Raw genomic sequence first — 16,368 nt, forward strand, 5'->3', positions numbered from 1 at the left:
CATGTCAGGCTTTGCCAATCTTTGCCGCCTTGCCCTTGTCGACCCACCACAGCGCTTCGACCGGAAAGCCGAAATCGGGTTTCTGCTCGGGGAACCCGAACATGTCCCAATAGGCGCTTCGGTGATTCGCCAGATACCAACTTGGAATCCAATCGCGCCGCGCGCGCAAGGCCCGGTCCAACGCGCGCATGGCGGTGGTCAGGCTTTCACGGTCCTTGGCGGCGCCGACGGCATCGATCAGCGCATCGACCGCCGGACTTGCAACGCCTGACAGGTTGCGCGAGCCCGATACGGTGGCGCTGCGCGAGTGGAAGAAAATTTCCAGATCGTCGCGGGTCGGCGTGGCGCTGAAATTGAAGGCGGCCGAGAGCAGGTCGAAATCGAACGTCGATTGCCTCAGCTGGTACTGAGCTGAATCGACCAGCCGGATCGAGGCATCGATACCGATTGCCTTCATATTGGCGACCCAGGGCGAATAGACCTGCACGAAGGTCTCGTCGTCGACCAGGAATTCGGCGGACAGCCGCCCGCCCTTGTCATTGACCACGAAATCGCCGGAGCGTTTCCAGCCGGCCTCGGCGAGCAGCTTCAGCGCCGCGCTCAGTTGCTTGCGGTCTCGCCCGGACGCGTCCGATGGCGGTTGCGTCACCGCTTCGCCGAAGGTCTCAGGCGGCAGCTGGGCGCGCAGCGGTTCCAGCAGCGCCAGCTCCTGCGGCGTTGGCGCGCCGGCGGCCCGGAAGTCGGACTTTTCGAAGCAGGATTGCGAGCGCTCATAGGAACCATAGAAGAAGTTGCGCCGCGTCCATTCGAAATCGAAGCAGAGCGCGATCGCCTGCCGCACGCGCGGGTCCTTGAATTGCTCACGCCGCTGGTTGACCGCGGTGGCCTGCATGGAAGGCGTTGTTTCGGCCGGGAACTCGTGTTTGATCACCTTGCCGGCGGTGAAGGCTGGAAAGTCGTAGGCCGTCGCCCAGACACGCGAGGTGAATTCCTCGCGATAGAGGATCTCGCCCTTCTTGAAGGCCTCGAACCCAGCCGTGCGATCCTGGTAGAATTCGACGCGGATGCGCCCGAAATTGTTCTGGCCGCGATTGACCGGCAGGTCGTTGCCCCAATAGTCGGTTACACGCTCATATTCGATCCAGGCACCCGCCGACCAGCGTCCGACCTTGTAGGCGCCACAGCCGAGCGGCGGATTGAGCTGCGAGGAATCGAACGGATTGGCCGTAAAGAAGGCCTTCGACAGGATAGGGAATCCGACCACGTTCAGGATAGTGCGGGCCGACTGCTTGCCGGAGAATTTGAGCTCGACGGTGTGAGCGTCCTTCGCCACGACATCTTCCAGATGCGTCAGCGACAGCGCGTAGTCCGGATGCCCTTTGTCTTTCAGCAGCTTGAAGGTGAAGGCGACATCGTCGGCGGTGAGTTGCGTGCCGTCATGGAAGCGTGCCTGCGGGCGCAGCGAGAAGGTGAAGCTGTTGCGGTCGTCCGAAATCGTCACGTTGTCGGCGATCAGCCCGTAAACCGCGTCAGGCTCGTCGAGCGCTCTCGCCATCAGCGTATCGAAGCACATCTCCATGCGTTGCGGAGAATCGCCCTTGGGGACGAAGGAATTCAGCGTGTTGAAGGTTTGCGGGCTCTGGTTCGCGCCCCAGTTCGGCGGCGAGAAGTTGAAGGTGCCGCCTTGCGGCGCATCGACATTGACATAGTCGAAATGCGTGAAGTCGGGCTTGTATTTCAGGTCGCCGAAGGCCGACAGGCCATGCAGCTTGACGCCGGTCGGTGTCTCGGCAAAGGCGCGGCCAGACAGCAAGGCCGCAGCTGTTGCCGCGACGCCGAGCGCCAGGAAGTCGCGACGGGGAAGCAAAGCCTGCCGCCCCATCAATTGAGGCCTTTGTATTTGGCGGCCAATGCCTTTTCCTTCTCTGGGTCGATCCACCAGGAATCGATATCGGCGCCGCGATAGGTGGGTTGCTTCTCCGGCATGCCGAATTTGTTCCAATAGGCGAGCCACACCACCGCGCGATGGAATTGCGGGACCACATAGTAGTTCCACAACAGCACCCGATCGAGCGCATGGGTGGCCGCGACGAGGTCGTCGCGATCGGTGGCGAAGATGATGCGGTCGACCAATGCGTCGACAACCGGGTTCTTGATGCCGGCATAGTTGCGCGATCCGGGCGCGTCGGCGGCCTTCGAGCTCCAGAAATCGCGCTGTTCGTTGCCTGGCGATTCTGACTGCTGCAGCAGATTGGTGATGACGTCGTAGTCGAAATTGTTGACCCGGTTGACGTACTGGGTGGGATCGATGATGCGCAGCGTCGCATCGACGCCGATCTTGCGCAGGTTGGCGACATAGGTGCCCGAGAGGATCTGGTCCGTGTCGGACGTGCCGATGATCTCGAATTTGAACGGCGCGCCGGTCTTGGCGTTCAACATCTTGCCGCCCTTGATCACCCAGCCCGCCTGGGCGAAGAGGTCCACCGCCTGCTTCAGGTATTTCCGTTCCGCCTGCGGCGAGTCGTAGATCGGCAGCTTGAATTCCTGGGTGAACAGTTCAGGCGGCAGCTTGTCGCGGTATTTCTCCAGGATTTCGAGTTCCTTGCCTTGTGGCAAGCCGCTCGAAGCCAGCTCGGTGCCCTGGAAATAGCTCCGGGTGCGGGTGTTGAAGCCGAAGAACAACGTGCGGTTCATCGTTTCGAAATCGTAGGGATAGTTCAGCGCCTCGCGCACCCGGCGATCCTGGAACAGCGGCCGGCGCTGGTTGAGCATGAAAGCCTGCATCGGCTCAGGCGAGGTGGTCTTGAATTCCTTTTTGATCACGTCGCCGGCGCTGATGGCGGGAAAATTATAGGCCGTCGCCCAGCGCCTGGAGCTGTTTTCCGGCTTGATGTCGTCCAGCCCGCCCTTGGTGAAGGCCTGCCAGGCGGCGTTGTCGTCCAGTATGTAGGTGAAGCGCTGGGTGTCGAAATTCTCGCGGCCGACCTTCACCGGCAGCTTGGCGCCCCAATAGTCCGGCACGCGCTGCCAGACGATCTCCGAGCCCGGCTTGAAGCTGGCGATCTTATAGGCGGCAGACCCCAGCGGCGGCTCCAGCGTCGGCCTGGTGATGTCGCGCTTCTTGCCGCTGGCGTCCGTGCCTTCCCACCAGTGCTTCGGCAAAACGACGAGATCGCCGAGGATCTTGGGCAGCTCGCGGTTGCCCTTCTGGTTGAAATGGAATTCGACCTCGCGATCGGAGATCGCCACAGCGTCGGTGACGTTCTCGAAATAGCGGCTGTACTGCGGGCTGTTGGCCTTGAGCACCTGGAAGGACCAGATCACGTCGTCGACGGTGATCGGCTGGCCGTCATGCCATTTTGCCCGTGGATCGAGCCGGTAGGTGGCGGACGAGTAGTCGGAAGGGTATTTGTAGGCATCGGCAACCAGCGGGTGGCTGACGCTGCCTTCGTCGGTCGCCTGGTCCATCAGCGTGTCGTAGAGCAAACCGCCGCCGAACCCGACCAGCCCCGCGGCCGGCGACCCCTGTACGATGTAAGGGTTGAAACTGTCGAAAGTGCCGGTAACAACGGAATTGTAGGTGCCGCCCTTCGGTGCATCCGGATTGACGTAGTCGTAGTGCTGGAAATTCTCGCCGTACTTGGAAGGTCCGATCAGCGACGACGTCGTGCGCCACTCATCGGCGAAGCTGGCCTGCAGGCTGGCGGCGAAGGCGAGCGCCAGCGCCGATGCGAAAAGCGTGCGGAAGCGGCCAACCTTCATGCGTTCTCCTCGTCGTGAGCCTTAGAGCGCCCATCGTTTCACGGAAACGACGGCCGCTCTATTGCCTTGTCTCGGCGCAATTCCAGACGGAAAACCGGTTCCCATTTTTCCTGGAATTGCTCTACCCACCCGCAATCTAGATCATTTGACGCCGGTGGGAACCGCAAGCACGGCCTTTGTCGCCGTCCATGCATATTTCCTAACAGAAAAGCCGGGACGAACCCGGCTTTTCCAAGGAAGTCTCTATGACAAATTGTTTATTGAGCAGGCGCCGCGGGCTTGGCCGGCGCAGCGCCTTCGGCGGGCTTGGCCGGGGCAGCACCCGCAGCCGGCTTGGTAGCGTCCGCCGGCTTTGCCGAGGCGTCGGCGGCAGCGCCCGGCTGCGGCAGCGGCTTCGGATTGTCCGACAGCGTGCGCAGATAGGCGATCACGTTGGCGCGGTCTTCATCCTTCGGCAGGCCGGCGAAGCCCATCGCCGTGCCTTTCACGAACTTCTTCGGCGAGGTGATGAAGTGGTTGAGGTTTTCGTAGGTCCAGTGCTCCTGGCCGCCCTTGGAGAAGTCCTTCATGCCGGCCGAATAGGCGAAGCCCTCATGCTCGGCAACCGGACGATCGACGATGTCCCACAAATCCGGGCCGACCTTGTTCGGTCCGCCCTTCTCGCCGGAATGGCAGGCCTGGCACTTCTTGAAGATGGCGGCACCGGCATCGGCGCTGGCGCCGGCGAGCAGGTCGGCGATCGGCTTGGCTTCCGCCGCAGGCGCGGCGGCGCCGCCTTCGGTCGGCTCCTGGGCCTCGATGGCGAAGCCGGGCTTTTCCGGCGCCGGCGAGGCGAACAACGCGTCCGAGACGAGACCTATCGAAAAGACGATGAAGCAGGTTCCCAGAAATCCGCCGAGCAGCTTGTTGACTTCGTTGGAATCCATACGCCCCTTGCTCCCTTTTCCGGCGGACCGTCCCGTCCACTCCGTCCGTCGGTATCGCGAACTGCCTCGAAAGGCCAGTCAAATCGGGCGGAAACTAGGTCTTTTGCTCTGGCGTTGCAACACCTATAAGGGCGCTTCCAGTGAGACCTTTTGCCACTTTTCCATCCGCGTTTTTCGACCGCCCAGAAATCCGATGTCAACCTTGATCCTGATCCCCGCCCGCATGGCCTCGACGCGCCTGCCGGGCAAGCCGCTGGCCGATATTGCGGGCGCGCCGATGATCGTCCATGTCGCCCGCCGTGCCGCCGAGGCCAGGCTTGGCCGTGTCGTGGTGGCAACCGACACCGAAGCGGTCGCGCAAGCCGTGCGGGCGCACGGTTTCGAGGCGGTCATGACCCGTGCGGATCATGAATCGGGTTCCGACCGCATCTTCGAGGCGCTGACGGCCCTCGACCCCGAAAAGCAGGTGGAAACGATCGTCAACGTCCAGGGCGACCTGCCGACCATCGATCCCGAGATCATCGGCGCGTCGCTGCGGCCGTTTGAGGACAGATCGGTCGATATCGCCACGCTCGGCGTCGAGATCGTGCGCGACGAGGAGAAGACCAACCAGAATGTGGTCAAGATCGTCGGCTCGCCGCTTTCCGCGACAAGGTTGAGAGCGCTCTATTTCACCCGCGCCACCGCGCCTTGGGGCGAGGGGCCACTCTACCATCACATCGGCCTCTACGCCTATCGCCGTGCCGCGCTGGAACGCTTCGTCGCGCTGAAGCCGTCGCCGCTGGAGCGTCGCGAGCGGCTGGAGCAGCTGCGCGCGCTCGAAGCCGGCATGCGCATCGACGCCGAGATCGTCAGATCGCTGCCGCTTGGCGTCGACACCCCCGACGATCTGGAGCGGGCGAGAAAAATCCTTTCAAACTGAGACAAGATAGAGACATCTGGGGCATGACCGCTAAGACCGACAGAATTTCCTTCCAGGGCGAACCCGGCGCCAATTCCGACACGGCCTGCCGCAACATGTTCCCGTCGATGGAGCCGTTGCCTTGCCCGACCTTCGAGGACGCCTTCAACGCGGTCGAGACCGGCAAGGCCGAGCTCGCCATGATCCCGATCGAGAACACGATCGCCGGGCGCGTCGCCGACATCCATCACCTCTTGCCGGAATCCAAGCTGCACATCGTCGGCGAGTATTTCCTGCCGATCCACTTCCAGCTCATGGTGCTGCCGGGGGTGAAGCGCGAAGAGATCAAGACCGTGCACAGCCATATCCATGCGCTCGGCCAATGCCGCAAATACATCCGCAAGAACGGCTGGAAGCCGGTGATCGCCGGCGACACGGCGGGTTCGGCCAAGATGGTCTCGGAGGTCCGGGACCGCACCATGGCCTCGCTGGCGCCGGCCTTGGCCGCCGAGCTCTACGGGCTCGACATCATCGAGAAGAATGTCGAGGACACCGATAGCAACGTCACCCGCTTCGTCGTGCTGACCAAGAACAAGCAATGGGTGGAGCGCCCCGCGCCGGACGCCAAGATGATGACGACCTTCATGTTCCGTGTCCGCAACGTGCCGGCGGCGCTCTACAAGGCCATGGGCGGTTTCGCCACCAACGGCATCAACATGACCAAGCTCGAGAGCTACCAGCTCGGCGCCTTCACCGCGACGCTGTTCTACGCCGACATCGAAGGCCACCCCGACGATCCGCTGGTCAAGCTGGCGCTGGACGAGCTGCGCTTCTTCTCGCGCGAGATGCGCATCCTCGGCGTCTATCCGGCAAGCGCCTCACGCGAGCAGTGGAAGGTGGCGGATTAGGCTGGCTAAACCTGCGAACTTAGCCGAGACGCTCACACTTCGTCATTCACGGGCGAAGCAAGGAGCGAAGCGACGCGCGCAGACCCGAGCATCCATTCCGTGACGTTGAAGCGCCGCGCCCACGGCGCAGAATTCTGTTCCGCTGCGCCCTTCGGCTGAGGCAACGACATGGATTCCAGGGTCTTCGCTTCGCTCCGCCCTGGAATGACGACCTGATGGAGGCCCGCGCTAATCTCCGACGTTTGCGCTTAACCCAATTTCAGCCGAAGCCGAGCGGCACGTAGTCGATTTCCATGAACTTCTCGACCTCCGGCACCCAGCGGTCGCGCACGAAGGCGACGTGGTCGGGATGCTCGTTGTAGCGCGTGTAGGCCGCCTGGTCGGCGAACTCCATCGAGAAGCCGAACTGGTAGTCGTTCTTCGGGCTCACCTGCCGCAACTGCTCGAAATGCGTGACGCCCTTGATCCCGGTCAGGATCTTCTTCGCGTCGTGCAGGAAGCGCTTCGTCTCCAGCGACTGCAGCGGATGTTTCAGCGTGAACACGACGGTGTGACGGATCATGTTTCTGCTCCTATTCGCTGTCGACCCAGGCGCGGATGAGGTGATGGGCGATCGCTCCCTTCGGCGGGGTAATCAAGCCGTCGGCGTGCTGCCTGTCCAGCATCGTGCGCACCTCGTCGCGGAAAAACCAGCGGCAGTCTTCCAATTCGTTGAGGTCGGCCTGGATATCCTCGTTGAGCGGCTCGCCGAAGCAGCCGATCATCAGCGAATAGGGGAACGGCCAGGGCTGGCTGGCGTGGTAGACGACGCGGCCGAGCCGGATGCCCGCCTCTTCCAGCGTCTCGCGCCGTACCGCCGCCTCGATCGTCTCGCCCGGTTCGATGAAGCCGGCAAGCGCCGAATACATGCCCGGCGCGAAATGCCTGCCGCGTCCGAGCAGGCATTTTTCGCCCGTCACCGTCAGCATGATCGCCACCGGGTCGGTGCGCGGGAAATGGTCGGTGCCGCAGGCAGGGCAATGGCGCCGGTAGCCGCCGGCCCGCATTTCCGAGCGGTTGCCGCATTTCGAGCAGAAGGCGTGGCTGGCGTGCCAGGCAAGCAGCGCGGCGCCTTGCGCCAGCGCGCCGGCGGCCGCCTCGTCGACCAGCCCTTGCATGTAGACGGAACGATAGTCGATCGCCTTGATCGTCTCGGGCAGCTTTTCCGGCTCGATGCCGGCAGGCACCGCCAGCACAGGGCCTTCCTCCGAAAAGCCGAGCAGCACGCCGTGGTCGAGCGAAACCTCGAAGGCCTGGCTTTCATCCGCCTTGAACCAGGGGTCGAATTTGCCATCGTCGAGTTTGAGGTAGAGCCGGCCGGCATGCATCAGCATGAGCCGCGCGGTGCGGTCGGCCAGCGCTTTTCCGACCGCGTCGTCAGCGCGGTTCTCGGACTGCCGGTCGATCCGGTTACCGGCGAAACCGACGAATTGGCTGGGCTCGCGCAAGGGCGCGTCGAACAGGCGAAAGCTCATGGGAACTCGGGTGCGGAATTGACACTGGTCAGCTTATAGCGCCGCCTTGATCGTTTGGGCAAACCGCCTGATATCGGAGCGCTGGTAGGGTTCGCGCATGCCGTGCCCCCAGACCGGTCCCGGCCAGCCGGGATCGCCCTCGGAGCGGGCGACGACATGGACATGCAACTGGCGCACGATGTTGCCCAAAGCCCCGGTGTTGATCTTGGTGCAGCCGGTCACCCGCTTCAGCGCCTGCGCCACCATATTGGTCTCGAAGGTCAGCATCGTCTGGTCGAGCGGCGTCATGTCGTGGATTTCCTCCACGCCGGGCCGTTGCGGCACCAGCACCAGCCATGGCCAGCGGCGGTCGTTCATCAGCCTGAGCTCGCAAAGGCCAAGCCACATGAGCTGCTCGCTATCCGCCTCCAGCCGGGCGTCCAGCGTGAATCCGGCCTTGAGGCCAGGCAGCATGGGCGTTTCCTTCGCTTTTGTTGTAAGCATTTTCCAAACCCGGAACGCTAGAGCGGCGGCAAGGTGGCTGCAAGCGATTCATTGCCGTCATTATCGATTTGAAGGACTTTCCGCCCTCTATGTGGCGGCAGGTTTCGGCTCGGCCCTTGCATTTCGCCGCCGAATTGCCGATATGGAGCGCGGGAGGTTGGTGGTGGACGATCCACTCGCCAACCGGGTCAGGTCCGGAAGGAAGCAGCCCTAACGAGCCCGGAACGGGTCATTGTTCCAGCCTCCCGCCTCTTCGCCTTTCTCCCGCGACATTGACGGCCCCGAGCCGTGCGGGTGAGACTATGCGCAGGAATCGGCCGCCTTCCGTCGCGGTCCTGGGAGCTTTTGACGGCGAATGAGCGAAGCCGGAAATTTGGGGCCAGAAAGCCTGGGAACAGGTAAGGCCGGCGCTTACCGCGTCCTGGCGCGCAAATACCGCCCTTCGAATTTCTCCGAGCTGATCGGCCAGGAGCCGATGGTCCGCACGCTGACCAATGCATTCGCCACCGGCCGCATCGCCCAGGCCTGGATGCTGACCGGCGTGCGCGGTGTCGGCAAGACGACGACCGCGCGCATCCTGGCGCGGGCGCTCAACTACAAGACGGCGACCGTCGATCAGCCCTCCGTCGACCTTTCGATCCCCGGCGAGCACTGCCAGGCGATCATGGAAGGCCGCCATGTCGACGTCATCGAGATGGACGCCGCCTCCCATACCGGCATCGACGACATCAGGGACATCATCGACCGCGTCCGCTACGCGCCGGTCTCGGCCCGCTACAAGGTCTACATCATCGACGAAGTGCACATGCTCTCCACGCAGGCCTTCAACGGCCTGTTGAAGACGCTGGAAGAGCCGCCGCCGCACGTCAAGTTCATCTTCGCCACCACCGAGATCCGCAAGGTGCCGATCACGGTGCTGTCGCGCTGCCAGCGCTTCGACCTGAGGCGCATCGATGCCGGCGCGCTGGTCGGCCATTTGTCCTCGATCGCGGCCAAGGAAGGCATTGCCGTCGACGACGAGGCTTTGGCGATGATCGCGCGGGCCGCCGAAGGCTCGGCGCGCGATTCGCTTTCCATCCTCGACCAGGCGATCGCCCATGGCAGCGGCACGGTGAGCGCGCAGGCCGTGCGCGCCATGCTCGGCCTCGCCGACCGCGCCCGCATCATCGACCTGTTCGAGCATGTCATGAAAGGCGATGTGGCCGCGGCCCTGGCCGAATTCCGCGCGCAATACGACACCGGCGCCGATCCGGCCGCGGTGCTCACCGATCTTGCCGAGTTCAACCACCTCGTCACCCGCCTGCGCTTCGTGCCGGCGGCCGCCGACGATGCGTCGCTTTCCGAGGACGAGCGCCGGCGCGGCGCCGAATTCGCCGGCACGCTTTCGGTGCGCGTGCTGTCGCGGACCTGGCAGATGCTGCTTAAGGGCATTCCCGAGGTGCAGTCCTCCAACCGCCCGGTCAGCGCCGGCGAGATGGTGTTGATCAGGCTCGCGCATGCCGCCGATCTGCCGACGCTGGACGAGGCGCTGAAGTCGCTCGAGGGCGCGACCCTGGTGCAGAACGGCGCGCCGCCGCGCGCCAACGGAGCGCCGGCGAGTTCCGGCAATAGCGGCGGCGCGAGCGCTGTCGCGCAGACGCGGATGCCGGCTTCCACCGGTGGCGGCGCCCAGACGATGCGCCTGGTCGAAACGCAGCCCACGCCCGCCGCCTTCGTTCCGGCGCCGGAGCCCGTTGCCGAGGCGCCCGTCGTTCCGGTGAAATCGCTGGCCGATATCGTCGCGCTTGCCGACGCCAATCGCGACATGGCCTTCAAGGTGCTCCTGAAACGCTGCGTGCGACCGGTCCGCATCGAGCCCGGCCGTCTCGATGTCACCTTGACCGACGACGCGCCGAAGATGCTGCTCAACGACCTGACCGCCAAGCTGCGCGCCTGGACCGGTCGCAACTGGCTGGTGTCGCTGTCGAAGGAAGAGGGCGGCCAGACATTGGCCGAGATGGAGACGACGAAGCGCGAGAACGCCTTCTCCGATGCCAAGAGCGACCCGACTGTCGCGGCCATTCTCGCCCGGTTCCCCGGCGCCAAGATCATCGACGTGCGCATTCCGGACGTGCCGGATGTGGAAGAGGCCGAGGCCGAAGTGCCGGTCGAGCCTGCGGCCGACGACGACGAAATCTGAAACAATCTTAGAGGACCACCCCGATGAAAGATCTTCTCGGCCTGATGGGCAAGGCGAAGGAAATGCAGGCCAAGTTCCAGGCCATGCAAGACGAGATCGCCACGCTTGAGGCCACCGGCCAGGCCGGTGGCGGCCTGGTCAGCATCACGCTGACCGGCAAGTTCGAAATGAAAGCGCTGAAGATCGATCCGTCGTTGATCAAGGCGGACGAAGCCGAGATCCTGGAGGACCTCATCCTGGCCGCTCACAATGACGCCAAAAATAAGGTCGAGCAGGTGATGCAGGAAAAGACCAAGGCGTTGACGGCGGGTCTGCCGATTCCGCCCGGAATGAAATTGCCGTTCTGAGGCGGCGTCCCCCAGTTAATTGATTATGAACGGAAATTGGGCGCGCGGCGCGTTGTTAACTATTTTGCCGGCGTTGCTCACGGGCTCATTACGCGGCTTTCATAAAGTTTTACCCAAGTCCAGATTTTGCTAACCCTCTAGCCATCTTTTTGCCCGAAAGAGTCTCATTCTTGCCACATCTCGGGGCGGGCTGGCATCTGGACATGAGGCTTTTTTGGTGATCGCGACGCGATGGAAGACGCCGCTGCTGCTTATCGGCATCGTCACTTCCCCCTTGCTCCTGGCCGGTTGCAGCCAGACCACTTCTTCCCATGGCATGTCGGTCTCGGGTCTGACCGACGCCCTCACGCCAAGCTTCCTCACGCGTTCCTCCAGCCCCTCGCTGAAGGACAAGGAATGCCTGCAAAGGGCGATGTTCTTCGAGTCCAACCGGTCGAGCCGCGACGGCATGATCGCCGTCGGCACGGTCGTCATGAACCGGCTTCGCTCCGGCCAGCACGGCAGCACCATCTGTCAGGTGGTCGGCGAGCCGGGCCAGTTTGCGCCCGGCGTGATGACGCGGCCGATGAACTCCAGGGCGCTGCCCGATGTCGAGGAAGCCGCCGACGCGGTGCTGCGGGGCGAGCGCAAGGCCAAGCTCAAGAACACGATGTATTTCCACACCGCCGGCCTGCATTTCCCCTACAAGAACATGCATTACACGATGGTCGCCGGCGGCAACGCCTTCTATGAGAAGCGCGGCCGCAACTGGCAGCCGCTGCCGGACGAGCCGATGGTCGCCATGAATGTGGACAACCAGCAGAAGTCCGGTCGGCAGAAGCCCGCGGCCGACGCCCCGGTGCTGGTTGCTTCCGCCGAACCGGTGGTAAAGACGATCGTCCGTCCGGACCCGGCGAAGCAGGCCGCCTTGGCCGCCGCCGCGCGGACCGAAACCGCTTCCGCCGAACAGACCTATGTGACCGCTGCCGCGGCGCCTGCAATCCCTGCACCATCCGCGAAGTCCGGTCGTCTCGCGCAGAAGCAGATGGTCGTGGCGATGCAGGAGCCGATGGCCGAACCGGACGCCTCGCGTTTCGGCGGCACGCTCAAGGGTCGCTATATCACTTCGGTGCCGAACGCACCGCAGGAAGCATCGATGGGCTTCCAGTCGACGCCTGAGAACACCGACGCCATAGGCGCGATGATCGTCAGCCAGGACCGGCCGCTCGAAGCCAACTGAACCCGATTGCATCCGCACAGGGCCCGCCATGGCAGCATGGCGGGCCCTGTGCCGTTGCCGGCTGTCCTGAAAAATCCTGGATCAGTCCGCCGTTTCACGAAACGACGAACTGATCCATCTTTTCGCTTCACGCAATTCCGGACGGAAAACCGCTTCGCACTTTTCCTGGAATTGCTCTAGATCAGGGCGATGTCGAAGAGAATCGCCGGTCCGGAAATCGAACGCCTGATCCAGCTCCTGGCCAAGGTGCCGGGGCTTGGGCCGCGCTCGGCCAGGCGCGCGGCGCTTCATCTCATCAAGAAGAAGGAACAGCTGCTCGAGCCCTTGGCCGCCGCCATGGGCGAGGCGGTCGACAAGGTCAGGATCTGCTCGACCTGCGGCAATGTCGACACCGCCGATCCTTGCATGATCTGCACCGACCCGCGCCGCGACGCCAGCACGCTGATCGTCGTCGAGGACGTCTCCGACCTCTGGGCGCTGGAGCGCGCGGCGGCCATGAACGTGCGTTATCACGTGCTCGGCGGCACGCTGTCGCCGCTCGACGGCATCGGTCCGGACCAGCTCAACATCCGCTCGCTGGTCGACCGTGTCGCCGGCGGCGAGGTGAAGGAAGTCATCCTTGCGGTCAACGCCACCGTCGAGGGGCAGACGACCGCGCATTATTTGACGGATCAGTTGTCGGGCTTCGAGGTGAAGGTGACGCGGCTCGCGCATGGCGTGCCGGTCGGCGGCGAGCTCGATTACCTCGACGAAGGCACGCTGGCCGCGGCGCTACGATCAAGGACGGCGTTTTGAGGGGATTTTGGGGGACTTGGAGATGACAGCATTCCTTCGCGCCCCCCTCTGTCCTGCCGGACATCTCCCCCTCAAGGGGGGAGATTGGAAACTGCACCGGCGGCGCCCTCTTTCCCATGTTGGTGATTGGCGAAAGCCGAACCGACAGCTGATCTCCCCCCTTGAGGGGGAGATGTCCGGCAGGACAGAGGGGGGCGCGAAGGAACGCGGCTTTTCCAGCTTCGCATTTCTACTGCTCGCACTACTCGGTGTCCTTTTCACTCTTCCCACCCGCGCCGCCCCCATCGACGATCGGTTCCAGGCCTGGCTGCAAACCGACCTCTGGCCCGAAGCCAAGTCCAAGGGCATCTCGAAGAAAACCTTCGACGCCGCCTTCATCGGTGTGAAGCCGAACCTCAAGCTGCCCGATCTCGTCCTGCCCGGCGAAAAGCCGACGACGCCGCAGAAGCAGCACCAGGCCGAGTTCGGTCCGCCGGCCAACTATTTCGCCGAGAAGATCATTCGGGCCGTCACTACCGGCGGCAGGATGCGCGAGAGCGCCAACGCCCGCACGCTCGGGCTGATCGAGAAGCGCTACGGCGTTCCAGGCGAGATCGTGCTGGCGATCTGGGGCCGCGAGACCGGCTTCGGCGCGGCCAAGATGCCTTACGATGCCTTCGAGGTGCTGGGCACCGACGCTTTCCTGTCGACCAAGAAAGACTTCTTCCGCACCGAGGTGCTGGCGGCGCTCGAAATCGTCGAGCGCGGGTTGGCGCCGGTCAACACGATGAAGTCGTCCTGGGCCGGCGCGCTCGGCCAGCCGCAATTCATGCCGACCTCCTTCTTGAAGCATGCCGTCGATTTCGACGCCGACGGCCGGCCCGACATCTGGAATTCGACGCCCGACGTGCTCGCCTCGATCGCCAATTACCTCGTCCATTACGGCTGGGTGAGGGGACGCGGCTGGGGGACCGAGGTGACGGTTCCGGCAAATGTCTCCTGCTCGCTCGAAGGGCCCGACCAGGGCAAGAAGATCTCCGACTGGGTGGCGATGGGCATCAGGCGCGTCGACGGCAAGGCGTTTGCGGCGAGCGAGTTGAAGGCCGAGGGTTTCCTGCTGATGCCGGCCGGGCGCAGCGGTCCGGCCTTCGTCGTCACGCCGAACTTCTATGTGATCAAGCAATACAACAACAGCGATCTCTACGGCCTGTTCATCGGCCATGCCGCCGACCGCATCGCCAAGGGCGACGCCACCTTTGCCGGCGCCTGGGGCGCGGTCGGCGATCTCCATCGCTCCGATATCGCCGCCCTGCAGCATGCGCTTGAGGCCAAGGGCTACGATGTCGGCAGTGCCGACGGCCTGCCCGGCTTCAAGACCCGGCGCTCGATCGGCATCTGGCAGTCCAAGAAAGGCAAGCCCGCCACCTGCTTTCCCGATGCGGGCCTGGTTGCGCAGCTGAAATAGCGGCTGCTTCCCAAGGCGCGGCCCCTGGCAAATGTTTCCGGATCGGCGGCGTCAATTAGCCGGCGCATGGGTCGACTCATGGCGGCCCGTCTGGTCCGATATGGTATCTGCACGCTGTCGGGCGAGCGCCGTCGAATGGGTGTTGACCAACTGGACAAAAACCACGACGGTACGTGGTCCAAGCCGCTGCCGGCTTCGAGAAGAATAATGAAGGCCTGAGCCGGGAACTCAGGTCAACAAAACAGGGAACGATCACCATGATGCTGGAAAAGTTTGCTGTCCGTAGCTTGCTTGCGGGTGTGGCAATGACTGCGCTGCTCGCAACGCCTGCCTTCGCTGTCACGCCCGCCGATACGCTGGTCGAGGGCTTCGCCATCGACGACATCATCACGATGGATCCGGGCGAAGCGTTCGAGCTGTCGACGGCCGAAGTCACCGGCAACACCTACGATCTCCTGGTCCGCCTCGACCTCAGCGATACCTCAAAGGTCAAGGGTGACCTCGCCGAGAGCTGGACCGTTTCCGATGACGGCCTGACCTACACCTTCAAGCTCAAGCCCGGCATGAAGTTCGCGTCCGGCAACCCGATCACCGCGGCCGATGTCGCCTATTCCTTCGAGCGCGCCATCAAGCTCGACAAGAGCCCGGCCTTCATCATCAACCAGTTCGGCATCACCGGCGACAATGTCACCGAAAAGGCCAAGGCCGTCGACGACACCACCTTCCAGTTCGTCGTCGACAAGGCCTACGCCCCGAGCTTCGTGCTCAACTGCCTGTCGGCCACAGTCGCCTCCGTCGTCGACGCCAAGCTGGTCAAGGAGCATGTCGCCGCCGTCACGCCGAGCGCCGACTACAAATGGGACAACGACTTCGGCAATGCCTGGCTGAAAACCGGCTATGCCGGCTCCGGCCATTACAAGCTGCGCGAGTGGCGCGCCAACGAGGCCGTCGTCATGGAGCGCAACGACAATTACAACGGCGAGAAGGCCAAGCTCGCCCGCGTCATCTACCGCAACATGAAGGAAAGCTCGGCGCAGCGCCTGGCGCTGGAGGCGGGCGATATCGACGTCGCCCGCAACCTCGAGCCGAACGACCTCGACGCCATCGCCAAGAACGCCGACCTCACCACCACCAGCGCGCCGAAGGGCACGGTCTATTACATCAGCCTCAACCAGAAGAACCCGACGCTTGCCAAGCCCGAGGTGCGGCAGGCGTTCAAATATCTGGTCGACTACGATGCGCTGGGCTCGACCATCCTCAAGGGCATCGGCGAGATTCACCAATCCTTCCTGCCGAAGGGCGACCTCGGCGCTATCGACGACAATCCCTTCAAGCTCGACGTCGCCAAGGCCAAGGAACTGCTCGCCAAGGCCGGCCTGCCGGATGGCTTCAGCGTGACCATGGACGTGCGCACGGGACAGCCGACGACCGGCATGGCGGAATCGATCCAGCAGACGCTTGGTCAGGCCGGCATCAAGCTGGAGATCATCCCTGGCGACGGCAAGCAGACCCTGACCAAGTACCGCGCCCGCAATCACGACATCTATATCGGCAATTGGGGACAGGACTATTTCGACCCGAACTCCAATGCCCAGACCTTTGCCTCGAACCCCGACAATTCGGATGCCGGCAAGTCGCATACGCTTGCCTGGCGCAACAGCTGGGACATTCCGGAACTGACCAAGGAAACGGAAGCGGCGCTGCTGGAGAAGGATTCGGGCAAGCGCGCTGACATGTACAAGGATCTGCAGAAAAAGATCCTCGACACCAGCCCCTTCGTCATCATCCACCAGCAGCTCGAAGTGGCCGGCCTGCGCAAGAACCTCAAGGGCTTCGCGCTCGGCCCGAGCTTCGACACCAACTTCGTCGGCGCGGTCTCCAAGGAATAGC

At 63.4% G+C, this 16,368-nt stretch carries 14 protein-coding genes and 1 other RNA gene; 9 read left to right on the plus strand and 6 right to left on the minus strand.

What is annotated here, in order from left to right; genetic code table 11:
- Window positions 1-4: 4 nt before the first annotated feature.
- From WDX12_RS12765 to WDX12_RS12775, 3 genes are all read right to left on the minus strand, one after another.
- Window positions 5-1,882 (minus strand): extracellular solute-binding protein, encoded by a 1,878-nt coding sequence (locus WDX12_RS12765; RefSeq protein WP_434725109.1) that lies wholly within the window; start codon window positions 1,880-1,882, stop codon window positions 5-7.
- The gene (locus WDX12_RS12770; RefSeq protein ID WP_434725110.1) at window positions 1,882-3,762 is read right to left on the minus strand and encodes an extracellular solute-binding protein; all 1,881 of its coding nucleotides are present in this window, start codon (window positions 3,760-3,762) and stop codon (window positions 1,882-1,884) included. Before WDX12_RS12770 ends, WDX12_RS12765 begins: the two co-directional genes overlap by 1 nt.
- Window positions 3,763-4,019: 257 nt before the next feature.
- A complete protein-coding gene (locus WDX12_RS12775; RefSeq protein WP_434725111.1) occupies window positions 4,020-4,688 on the minus strand; it encodes a c-type cytochrome in 669 nt (222 codons plus the stop codon).
- A 193-nt stretch (window positions 4,689-4,881) separates the two neighbouring features.
- Between WDX12_RS12775 and WDX12_RS12780 the strand changes: the two genes are divergently transcribed.
- Together WDX12_RS12780 and WDX12_RS12785 are read left to right on the plus strand one after the other, a co-directional pair.
- Window positions 4,882-5,610 (plus strand): 3-deoxy-manno-octulosonate cytidylyltransferase, encoded by a 729-nt coding sequence (locus tag WDX12_RS12780; RefSeq protein ID WP_434725112.1) that lies wholly within the window; start codon window positions 4,882-4,884, stop codon window positions 5,608-5,610.
- Window positions 5,611-5,633: 23 nt separating this feature from the next.
- Window positions 5,634-6,497: a prephenate dehydratase gene (locus tag WDX12_RS12785; RefSeq protein ID WP_434725113.1), complete on the plus strand. Its 864-nt coding sequence runs from the start codon at window positions 5,634-5,636 to the stop codon at window positions 6,495-6,497.
- Between the two features lie 259 nt (window positions 6,498-6,756).
- Here the strand turns inward: WDX12_RS12785 and WDX12_RS12790 are convergent, their stop codons facing one another.
- The 3 genes from WDX12_RS12790 to WDX12_RS12800 are packed head-to-tail and all read right to left on the minus strand — an operon-like array spanning window position 6,757 to window position 8,464.
- Window positions 6,757-7,059: a Dabb family protein gene (locus WDX12_RS12790; protein ID WP_140843772.1), complete on the minus strand. Its 303-nt coding sequence runs from the start codon at window positions 7,057-7,059 to the stop codon at window positions 6,757-6,759.
- A gap of 10 nt (window positions 7,060-7,069) precedes the next feature.
- Window positions 7,070-8,011 (minus strand): NAD(+) diphosphatase, encoded by a 942-nt coding sequence (nudC, locus tag WDX12_RS12795; RefSeq protein WP_434725114.1) that lies wholly within the window; start codon window positions 8,009-8,011, stop codon window positions 7,070-7,072.
- Between the two features lie 33 nt (window positions 8,012-8,044).
- Complete coding sequence (locus tag WDX12_RS12800) at window positions 8,045-8,464, minus strand: HIT family protein (RefSeq protein WP_320297775.1); 420 nt, start codon at window positions 8,462-8,464, stop codon at window positions 8,045-8,047.
- A 182-nt stretch (window positions 8,465-8,646) separates the two neighbouring features.
- On the opposite strand from WDX12_RS12800, the gene ffs reads away from it, so the two are divergent.
- From ffs to WDX12_RS12835, 7 genes are all read left to right on the plus strand, one after another.
- An RNA gene (gene ffs, locus WDX12_RS12805) (signal recognition particle sRNA small type) lies at window positions 8,647-8,743 on the plus strand.
- A 106-nt stretch (window positions 8,744-8,849) separates the two neighbouring features.
- Window positions 8,850-10,673 carry a DNA polymerase III subunit gamma/tau gene (locus tag WDX12_RS12810; protein ID WP_434725115.1) on the plus strand — a complete coding sequence of 608 codons (1,824 nt, stop codon included), beginning with the start codon at window positions 8,850-8,852 and terminating at the stop codon, window positions 10,671-10,673.
- Window positions 10,674-10,696: 23 nt separating this feature from the next.
- A complete protein-coding gene (locus WDX12_RS12815) occupies window positions 10,697-11,020 on the plus strand; it encodes a YbaB/EbfC family nucleoid-associated protein (RefSeq protein WP_040993963.1) in 324 nt (107 codons plus the stop codon).
- Window positions 11,021-11,237: 217 nt separating this feature from the next.
- The gene (locus WDX12_RS12820; RefSeq protein ID WP_320297773.1) at window positions 11,238-12,239 is read left to right on the plus strand and encodes a cell wall hydrolase; all 1,002 of its coding nucleotides are present in this window, start codon (window positions 11,238-11,240) and stop codon (window positions 12,237-12,239) included.
- Window positions 12,240-12,428: 189 nt separating this feature from the next.
- Window positions 12,429-13,034: a recombination mediator RecR gene (gene recR / locus WDX12_RS12825; RefSeq protein WP_434725116.1), complete on the plus strand. Its 606-nt coding sequence runs from the start codon at window positions 12,429-12,431 to the stop codon at window positions 13,032-13,034.
- A gap of 172 nt (window positions 13,035-13,206) precedes the next feature.
- Entirely contained in the window at window positions 13,207-14,478 is a 1,272-nt protein-coding gene (locus WDX12_RS12830; protein WP_434725117.1) for a lytic murein transglycosylase, read from the plus strand.
- A 260-nt stretch (window positions 14,479-14,738) separates the two neighbouring features.
- Window positions 14,739-16,367 (plus strand): ABC transporter substrate-binding protein, encoded by a 1,629-nt coding sequence (locus WDX12_RS12835; protein WP_434725620.1) that lies wholly within the window; start codon window positions 14,739-14,741, stop codon window positions 16,365-16,367.
- The last annotated feature ends 1 nt before the right edge of the window (window position 16,368 follow it).

Origin of the sequence: Mesorhizobium sp. RIZ17 (assembly GCF_051127865.1) — a bacterium.
Taxonomy (GTDB): domain Bacteria; phylum Pseudomonadota; class Alphaproteobacteria; order Rhizobiales; family Rhizobiaceae; genus Mesorhizobium; species Mesorhizobium humile.

What these genes read in the sequence shown, in the direction of transcription:
- WDX12_RS12815 (WP_040993963.1), top strand. Translation starts at nt 10,697, where the DNA reads ATGAAAGATCTTCTCGGCCTGATGGGCAAGGCGAAGGAAATGCAGGCC.
- WDX12_RS12775 (WP_434725111.1), bottom strand. Translation starts at nt 4,688, where the DNA reads ATGGATTCCAACGAAGTCAACAAGCTGCTCGGCGGATTTCTGGGAACC.
- WDX12_RS12765 (WP_434725109.1), bottom strand. Translation starts at nt 1,882, where the DNA reads ATGGGGCGGCAGGCTTTGCTTCCCCGTCGCGACTTCCTGGCGCTCGGC.
- WDX12_RS12830 (WP_434725117.1), top strand. Translation starts at nt 13,207, where the DNA reads ATGTCCGGCAGGACAGAGGGGGGCGCGAAGGAACGCGGCTTTTCCAGC.
- WDX12_RS12835 (WP_434725620.1), top strand. Translation starts at nt 14,739, where the DNA reads ATGCTGGAAAAGTTTGCTGTCCGTAGCTTGCTTGCGGGTGTGGCAATG.
- WDX12_RS12785 (WP_434725113.1), top strand. Translation starts at nt 5,634, where the DNA reads ATGACCGCTAAGACCGACAGAATTTCCTTCCAGGGCGAACCCGGCGCC.
- WDX12_RS12770 (WP_434725110.1), bottom strand. Translation starts at nt 3,762, where the DNA reads ATGAAGGTTGGCCGCTTCCGCACGCTTTTCGCATCGGCGCTGGCGCTC.
- WDX12_RS12780 (WP_434725112.1), top strand. Translation starts at nt 4,882, where the DNA reads ATGTCAACCTTGATCCTGATCCCCGCCCGCATGGCCTCGACGCGCCTG.
- WDX12_RS12790 (WP_140843772.1), bottom strand. Translation starts at nt 7,059, where the DNA reads ATGATCCGTCACACCGTCGTGTTCACGCTGAAACATCCGCTGCAGTCG.
- recR (WP_434725116.1), top strand. Translation starts at nt 12,429, where the DNA reads ATGTCGAAGAGAATCGCCGGTCCGGAAATCGAACGCCTGATCCAGCTC.
- WDX12_RS12810 (WP_434725115.1), top strand. Translation starts at nt 8,850, where the DNA reads ATGAGCGAAGCCGGAAATTTGGGGCCAGAAAGCCTGGGAACAGGTAAG.
- nudC (WP_434725114.1), bottom strand. Translation starts at nt 8,011, where the DNA reads ATGAGCTTTCGCCTGTTCGACGCGCCCTTGCGCGAGCCCAGCCAATTC.
- WDX12_RS12800 (WP_320297775.1), bottom strand. Translation starts at nt 8,464, where the DNA reads ATGCTGCCTGGCCTCAAGGCCGGATTCACGCTGGACGCCCGGCTGGAG.